The organism is Streptantibioticus silvisoli, from assembly GCF_027947535.2.
GTDB classification, from domain to species: Bacteria; Actinomycetota; Actinomycetes; order Streptomycetales; family Streptomycetaceae; genus Streptantibioticus_C; species Streptantibioticus_C silvisoli.
In genome coordinates this window covers 1-7,693 of the sequence record NZ_JAAGKO020000110.1, presented here as the reverse complement: position 1 = coordinate 7,693, position 7,693 = coordinate 1, and the positions used below count along the sequence as shown (strand labels likewise).

7 protein-coding genes are annotated in these 7,693 nt (G+C 73.4%); 4 read left to right on the top strand and 3 right to left on the bottom strand.

Annotated elements, in window-relative coordinates:
- Positions 1-289: 289 nt before the first annotated feature.
- Positions 290-1,024: a YoaK family protein gene (locus POF43_RS34010; RefSeq protein WP_271324895.1), complete on the top strand. Its 735-nt coding sequence runs from the start codon at positions 290-292 to the stop codon at positions 1,022-1,024.
- Between the two features lie 370 nt (positions 1,025-1,394).
- Complete coding sequence (locus tag POF43_RS34005; protein WP_372516192.1) at positions 1,395-3,332, top strand: ricin-type beta-trefoil lectin domain protein; 1,938 nt, start codon at positions 1,395-1,397, stop codon at positions 3,330-3,332.
- Between the two features lie 53 nt (positions 3,333-3,385).
- Here the strand turns inward: POF43_RS34005 and POF43_RS34000 are convergent, their stop codons facing one another.
- The 3 genes from POF43_RS34000 to POF43_RS33990 form a co-directional block, all read right to left on the bottom strand.
- Positions 3,386-4,471: a trypsin-like serine peptidase gene (locus POF43_RS34000; protein WP_271324894.1), complete on the bottom strand. Its 1,086-nt coding sequence runs from the start codon at positions 4,469-4,471 to the stop codon at positions 3,386-3,388.
- 105 nt (positions 4,472-4,576) lie between these two features.
- Positions 4,577-6,085 (bottom strand): MFS transporter, encoded by a 1,509-nt coding sequence (locus tag POF43_RS33995; RefSeq protein WP_282704949.1) that lies wholly within the window; start codon positions 6,083-6,085, stop codon positions 4,577-4,579.
- Between the two features lie 184 nt (positions 6,086-6,269).
- Positions 6,270-6,863 (bottom strand): TetR family transcriptional regulator, encoded by a 594-nt coding sequence (locus POF43_RS33990; protein WP_271317834.1) that lies wholly within the window; start codon positions 6,861-6,863, stop codon positions 6,270-6,272.
- A 249-nt stretch (positions 6,864-7,112) separates the two neighbouring features.
- On the opposite strand from POF43_RS33990, the gene POF43_RS33985 reads away from it, so the two are divergent.
- Together POF43_RS33985 and POF43_RS33980 are read left to right on the top strand one after the other, a co-directional pair.
- On the top strand, positions 7,113-7,268 hold the full coding sequence (locus POF43_RS33985) for a hypothetical protein (protein WP_271317831.1): 156 nt from the start codon (positions 7,113-7,115) through the stop codon (positions 7,266-7,268).
- Between the two features lie 47 nt (positions 7,269-7,315).
- A complete protein-coding gene (locus tag POF43_RS33980) occupies positions 7,316-7,654 on the top strand; it encodes a DUF4190 domain-containing protein (RefSeq protein ID WP_271317832.1) in 339 nt (112 codons plus the stop codon).
- The last annotated feature ends 39 nt before the right edge of the window (positions 7,655-7,693 follow it).

Below are 7,693 nucleotides of genomic sequence, written 5' to 3'. Positions count from 1 at the left end.
GGGGGGGGGGGGGGCCACGGCACCTCCGTTCCTCCCGGGGACGCCGGCCCGCCGGATACGCCCGCCCCGACCCCGACCGCACCCGCCCCCGCGGCGCCCACCGGCGGCACCCGGCCTCCGTCGCGTCGACGACCGGTGGGGACGAACGCACGCCCCGCCCGCGCGTGGTGGACAGGGCGCCGGCCCGGCAGCAGGCTCCGCGGTGGAGAGCCGACCGACAGTACGGCGGTGGAGAGCCGACCGACAGTACGGCGGTGGAGAGCCGACCGACAGTACGGGAGAGCGCCTCATGGCCACAGCACTGCGCGACGCACGGGACGTCCTGCTCCCCGGGCGGGACGAACGGCACGGGCCGCTGCCACCGGTGCTGCTGGCGCTGACCGTGGTGACCGGTCTGGTCAACGCGTTCAGCTACCTCGCGCTGGGCCACGTCTTCGTGGCGAACATGACCGGCAACGTCGTCTTCATGGCGTTCTCACTGGCCGGCGTGCCCGGCTTCTCGCTGGCCGCCTCACTGGTGGCGCTGGCGGCGTTCGCGGCCGGCGCGCTGGCCGGCGGCCGGATGGCGCACGGCGCGGCCGGTCACCGCGGCCGGGTGCTGCTGGGCGCGGTGGCGCTCCAGACGGTGCTGACGCTGGTCGCCTACGCGGTGTCCCGGCTGGTGGGCCACCCGTCCTCCGGCGGCGGCCGGTACGCGCTGATCGGGCTGCTGGGGCTGGCGATGGGCGGTCAGAACGCGGCGGCGCGGCGGATCGCGGTGCCGGATCTGACGACCACCGTGCTGACGCTGACGATCACCGGGATCGCGGCGGACAGCGGGGCGGTCGGCGGCCCGGGCAGCCGGATCGGGCGGCGGCTGCTGTCGGCGGCGGCGATGTTCCTCGGCGCGCTGGCCGGGGCGCTGGTCGTACGGCACGGGGACGCCCGGTTCACGCTGCTGGCGGCCGGGGTGCTGCTGGCGGTGGTGACGGTGGCCGCGCGCGGGTTCGGCCGGTCGACGCTCGGCTGGACGTCGGCGGGGTGACGGCGATGAGGTGCGGGCGGCTGGGTGCGGCCCCGGGGTGACGGCGGTGAGGTGCGGGCGGCGGCGAGCTGACGGCGGCGCGGCGACGGCGGTGAGGTCCGGGCGGTGAGGCACTGGCGGCCGTGAGGTGCGAGCGGGGCCGGTGAGCGGGGCAGGTGAGGAGCGTGGGGGCCGGACGGCTCGGCGCGTTAGGGAAGTGAACGCTGCGCGATGCCTTGACGACCCATTGGTTCACGAGTTAAATCACGGCGTGAATTAAGGCGCCGATCGGCTCGCCCCACCGTTTCGCATGGCATGCGCACGACAAAACGGTCGCCGGTGCCCACGCCCCGCACGCTCCGTCACCCCGCTCCCCCGGAAGGGAGACCCCGTGGCATCCTCCCCCCACCGGCTCCGGCGCAGAACCTCGCACCGGCGCCTGGCCGCCGCGTTCGCCTCGGCGGCCCTGGCCGTGGCCGGACTGCTGCTCAACGCACCGGGCGCCGCGCAGGCCGCCCCGGCGCCGGCCGCGCTGTCGCCCGCCGCCAACGAGCCGGTCAACATCTGGCTGACGACGACCAACGACTCCGGTGGCCGCAACGTCACCCGGGGCCTCCAGCAGCAGACCCCGATCGCGTTCGCCCCCGGCAGCGGCAGCACCGGGCAGACGGTGAACGTGGACGAGAACACCAAGTACCAGCAGTTCACCGGCGGCGGCGCCTCGATGACCGACACCGCCGGATACCTGCTCAACTCCTCCGGCGCGCTCAGCGCGTCGACCCGCAGCCAGGTGATGACCAAGCTGTTCGACCCGACCAACGGCATCGGCCTGGACTTCCTGCGCAACCCGATGGGCGCCTCCGACCTGGCGCGTTCGGACTACACGTTCGACGACATGCCGGCCGGGCAGACCGACGCGAGCCTGGCGAACTTCTCCATCGGGCACGACCTGACCGACGTGCTGCCGCTCACCAAGCAGGCCGAGCAGCTGAACCCGGACCTGAAGGTCATGGCCACCCCGTGGACCGCGCCCGCGTGGATGAAGGACAGCGACTCCGACGACCAGGGCTGGCTCCAGTCGCAGTACTACGCGGCGTACGCGCAGTACTTCGTGAAGTACATCCAGGCGTACCAGGCGCAGGGCGTGCACATCGACTACGTCTCGCCGCAGAACGAGCCGACCTGCTGCTCGGGCTACCCGTCGATGCAGTGGAACGGCACCGGCCTGGACTACTTCACCGGCACCGACCTGCTGCCGGCGCTGCACGCGGCGAACCTGTCGACCAAGGTGCTCGCGCTGGACTGGAACTGGTCGAACTACGCCTCCTACGGCGCCCCGACGCTGGACGACTCGGCGATCCGCAACGACTCGCTGTTCGGCGGCATCGCCTGGCACGGCTACGACGAGGGCAGCGCCGCCGAGCAGACCACGGTGCACAACGAGTACCCGAACGTCGACGCCTTCGACACCGAGCACTCCGGCGGCACCTGGATCGCCAACCAGCAGAACGAGGACATGAACAACATCATCGACTACACCCGCAACTGGGGTAAGTCGGTGGTCAAGTGGTCGCTGGCGGTGGACCAGAACATGGGTCCGCACAACGCCGGCTGCGGCACCTGCACCGGGCTGATCACCGTGCACAACGGTGACGCCAGCAGCGGACAGGTGGACTACACCGTCGAGTACTACGACATGGGCCAGCTGACGAAGTTCGTCAAGCCCGGCGCCTACCGGATCGACTCCACCGCCAACTCCACGATCCCCAACGTGGCGTGGCAGAACCCGGACGGCTCCAAGGCGCTCGTCGCCTACAACGGCACCTCCTCGGCGCAGCCGCTGACCGTCAACTGGGGTGGCGAGACGTTCACCTACTCGGTGCCGGCCGCGACCTCGGCGACCTTCACCTGGGCCGGCACCCAGTCGGCCGGCGGCAGCTCGAACTCCTCCGGCCGGATCACCGGCTACGGCGGCAAGTGCGCCGACGTGGCCGGCGCCGGTACGGCGAACGGCACCGCGGTCGACCTGTACACCTGCAACGGCAGCAGCGCGCAGACCTGGACCGTCGGCACCGACGGCACGATCAAGGCGCTCGGCAAGTGCCTGGACCTCACCTCGGCCGGCACCGCCAACGGCACGCAGGCCCAGCTGTACGACTGCAACGGCACCGCCGCGCAGCAGTGGAAGCCGGGAGCGAACGGCTCCCTGGTCAATCCGGCGTCCGGCAGATGTCTGGACGCCACCGGGCCCAGCTCCGCCGACGGCACCCGGCTCCAGATCTGGGACTGCACCGGCGCCACCAACCAGCAGTGGACGCTGCCCAGTTGACGTAGCACGCGCACAGCACGACGGGCGGTCCGCGGTCGGCGGGCCGCCCGTCGTCATGTCCGGGCTGCCCCGCGGTAGGCGGCGAGGGCCGCGGACCCCAGCAGCGGTGAGTACGACACCCGCTCGCTGTCGCGCTCCGGGCCGCCGCCGTTCTCGCCGCCGATCTCGCCGATGACGTCGCCGCGGCCGGTACGGGCGTCGATCCCGGTGAGCCAGGGCGCGCCGGAGGTGCCGCCGTAGAAGCCGTGGCAGGCGAACCGCATCTGGCGGCGGCCGGGCAGCCGGACGGTGGGGCCGGCGCAGCGCAGCGCGCGGTCGGCGCGGTTGTGCGCTCCGGCCGCCGGATAGCCGACGACGGTGACGCGGTGGACGTAGGAGGCGGTGGTGACCAGGCGGTTGGCGCCGGTGTAGTGCTCGACGGTGCGGCCGTGCGCGTCGGGGCGCAGCCGCAGGAAGGCGACGTCGAGGTCGGAGCCGGGCCCGTGCGCCGTCCAGCCCGCCGGGTGCCAGGTGCCGCCGACCGCCCAGACGCCGTAGGGGGTGCGGACCCGGCCGCCGGAGCCGTCGTACATCGGCACGAACGCGCGGTGGGTGCCGCCGACGCAGTGCGCGGCGGTCAGCACGACGTCGCCGTGCGGGCTGTGCACCACGCTGGCGGTGCAGGTGTGGGCGCGCGCGCCGCGTCCGGTGGCGAACAGCACGCCGACGGTGGGCAGTCCGGCGAAGAACCGGCCGCGGCGCGCGGTGGCGGGGCCGGCGGCGGCGCGGCGCGGTCCGGCCCGCGTCGCGGCGACCGCGGGGCCGGCCGGTGCGGTGGGCGCGAGGGCGGCGGCCGTCCGGTCGGCCGTCCAGTACCGGGTGGCGGCCGCGTCCGACCATCCGCCGCCCGCCGCCGCGAGCGGCACCGCGGGGTGGTGCGGCGGTACGGCGGCCAGCAGCAGCGCGCACAGCGCGGCGGTGGCCAGCGACCGCGCGGGCCCGGGCCGCCCGGAGCGGGACGCGGCGGGCCGGCGGCCGCGGACCGGGGACGGCACGGGCGACGCCGGCAGTGCCGACGGCACGGACAGCATGGACAGCGCGGACAGCGCCGACGGCGGGGACAGCGCGGGCATCCCCGGCATCGCGGGCAGCGGAGACAACGCGTAGCTCCTCAACTGGCCGCGGACGGCCGGCAGCCGGGCCGGCGGCTGCCGCCGCGCGGGCGCCGGACCGGCACCGGGCGGGTGTCGGTCCGGCCGGCGCGGTCAGGCGGGGGTGTGCGCGGGGGCGGCCGCGGCGGACAGCGGGGTGGCGATGTCCTCCAGCGACCGGCGTTCGGCCTTGACCGCCAGGAACGCCGCCACGATACCGGCGATCACCATCAGGGCCGCGCCGATCTCGAAGGCCAGCGCGGTGTCGCCGACCTTTCCGCTGCTGGTCAGGTCGGAGAACAGCAGCGGGCCGCTGATGCCGCCGGCCGCGGTGCCGACCGCGTAGAAGAACGCGATCGCCATGGCCCGGGTCTCCATCGGGAAGATCTCGCTGACCGTCAGGTACGCGCTGCTGGCGCCCGCGGAGGCGAAGAAGAGCACCACGCACCAGCAGGCGGTCAGCGTGGTGGCCGACAGGTGGCCGGCGCTGAACAGCCAGGCGGTGCCGAACAGCAGCAGGCCGCTGCCGATGTAGGTGCCGGCGATCATCGGCCGCCGCCCGAGGCTGTCGAACAGCCCGCCGAGCAGCAGCGGGCCGAGGAAGTTGCCGGCCGCGATCACCGCGAAGTAGTAACCGGTCTCGTCCGAGGGGGTGTTGAAGAACTTGGTGAGTATCGAGCCGAAGCCGAAGGTGATGGCGTTGTAGAGGAACGCCTGCCCGACGAAGAGCGACAGGCCCAGCACCGCGCGGCGCGGGTAGCGGGTGAAGACGGTCCTGGCGATGGTGACGAAGCCGATGGACTTGCGCGGGTGGATGGTGATCTCGCCCTCGGCGGGCGGCAGTTCGCGGCCGGTCTGATCCCCGATCCGGCGTTCGACGTCGGCGACCAGCCGTTCGGCCTCCTCGCCGCGGCCGTGGATGAACATCCAGCGCGGCGACTCCGGGACGTTGCGGCGCACCAGCAGGATGACCAGGCCCAGCACCACGCCGAGGGCGAAGGTCAGCCGCCAGCCGAGGTCGACCGGGAAGATCGCGGTGTTGAGCGCGACGATGGACAGCAGGGAGCCGCCGACCGCGCCGACCCAGAAGCTGCCGTTGATGATGAGGTCGACCCGGCCGCGGTGCCGGGAGGGGATCAGCTCGTCGATCGCGGAGTTGATGGCCGCGTACTCACCACCGATGCCGAAGCCGGTGATGAAGCGGAAGAGGAAGAACTCCCACGAGCGGGTGGACAGGGCGGTCAGCGCGGTCGCCGCCAGGTAGACCACCAGCGTCACCATGAACAGCCTCTTGCGGCCGAACCGGTCGGTCAGCCAGCCGAAGAACAGCGCGCCCGAACACGAACCGGCCACGTAGAGCGCGGCGGCCAGGCCGGTGACCTGGGCGTCGGTGATGTGCAGGCCGCTGCCGGCCTGCGACAGCCGGGTGGCGATGTTGCCGACCACGGTGACTTCCAGGCCGTCGAGGATCCACACCGTGCCCAGGCCGATGACGATCATCCAGTGCCAGCGCGACCAGGGCAGCCGGTCGAGTCTCGCCGGCACCGACGTGGTGATCGCCGCCCCGCCGCCGTCCCGCCCGGCACCCCCTTGGCCTCCCCGGCCGTCACCCGCGTCCGCCATCGCCCACCTCCGCGCTCGTCGTCTCCTCGCGATATCCCCTCGGCTGCCCTGAGCGGCCCGGGACATGCTCGAATGCGGCCGAATGCGAGAGCGTTTCCACCCTGACGGGCCGACGTCGCACCAGGTCAACGCGGCTCCACCTGCGGCGTCGGGCGCCGGCGGGGGGTCGGGGGCCGGCCGGGCGTCAGGCGCCGGCGGCCGGCGGCTCCGTGTCCAGCCAGTGCATCCGGCCCAGCCGGATGACGCGCAGTTGGCGGCCGGCGGCGCGGGCGATGGCGGCCTCGCCCCCGGTGTCGCCCTCGGGGACCTCCAGGAAGGCGGTGGCGGTCATGACCATGTGGTCGACGTAGAGGTCGGCGAGCATCAGCACGTCGCCGGCGCTCCAGCCCTCCGACTCCGGCTGGCGGGCCAGGTCGTGCGCCAGGTCCTCGGCGAACAGCGCGAGTTCGCCGGCGATCGCCGCGCGGACGGCGGGCAGTCCGCCGTGCCGTTCGCGGGCGACGAAGCGGAAGTGCGCGCGGTGTTCGCGCACGTGGCCGGCGATGACCTCCACGGTCCGGTCGATGACCTGCTCGGAGCCGGCCGCCTCGGTCCGCAGGGCGCGGACCAGGGCGCGCAACGACCCGAAGGACTCCTCGACGAGTGCCACACCGAGGTCGGCCATGTCCCGGAAGTGCCGGTAGAAGGCGGCCGGGGCCACGCCGACCTCGCGGGCGATCTCGCGCAGGCCGAGGCTGCTGAGGCTCTGGTGCTCCAGCAGCCGCAGCGCCGCGTCCATCAGCGCCTGCCGGGTGCGCTGCTTGCGGGCCTGGCGGCTGACGGGGAGCGGATCCCGGGAAATGTGACTCACATCATCCAGTAAACAGTCGTTCGCTGAAATGTGCCAGGGGTAGGCTCAGTTCAGTGAACAGTTGTTATCCCAATTGTTCACCGACCGGGCCACCGGTCCGCCGCACGCCGGGCGGACCACGGTCCGCACACCCGCCGTCCGACTCCCCCACCGATCACCGTCCACGGGAAGGCCGCCATGGCTCTCGCCCTCATCGTCATCGTCCTCGGAACGCTCTTCGGCGCCGCGTCCTACGCGACCGCCCCGGTCCTGATCGCGGCCTCCGTCGCGATCGCCGGCTGGCTGCTGGTCTTCGCCGTGCGCGAGCGCGTCTCCCGCGCCCGGCACAACTGACCGCCCCGCGCCACCGACCGCCGCACCCGAACCGAAGGAAGCCGACCATGAGCACCGCCCTCACCCGGACCCCGGACACCCGCGACCACACCACCGCCCGCGCCACCGCCACGACCACGGCCACCGCCACGCCCGCCGCGAACGCCCGCCGCAAGGACGCCGACGGCGCCGCGGTCGCGTCGTTCATCATCGGCCTGCTGGGCACCGTGGTGTTCAACATCGTCTTCGGGCCGCTCGCCCTGGTCCTCGGCGTCGTCGCGCTGGTGCGCGGCACCCGGCGCCGCGGCCGCGCCGCGCTCGGCATGGCGCTGGGCGCGATCGACGTCGGCGTGCTCGCCGTCCTCATCAGCCTGCACCAGAACATCACCTGGACCCCGGGGTTCTGACCCCCGGGGTCCAGGTGATGTTCTGGTGCAGGCTGATGA

Coding starts and splice junctions, on each gene's coding strand:
- POF43_RS34010 (WP_271324895.1), top strand. CDS start 290: ATGGCCACAGCACTGCGCGACGCACGGGACGTCCTGCTCCCCGGGCGG.
- POF43_RS33995 (WP_282704949.1), bottom strand. CDS start 6,085: ATGGCGGACGCGGGTGACGGCCGGGGAGGCCAAGGGGGTGCCGGGCGG.
- POF43_RS33990 (WP_271317834.1), bottom strand. CDS start 6,863: ATGGACGCGGCGCTGCGGCTGCTGGAGCACCAGAGCCTCAGCAGCCTC.
- POF43_RS33985 (WP_271317831.1), top strand. CDS start 7,113: ATGGCTCTCGCCCTCATCGTCATCGTCCTCGGAACGCTCTTCGGCGCC.
- POF43_RS33980 (WP_271317832.1), top strand. CDS start 7,316: ATGAGCACCGCCCTCACCCGGACCCCGGACACCCGCGACCACACCACC.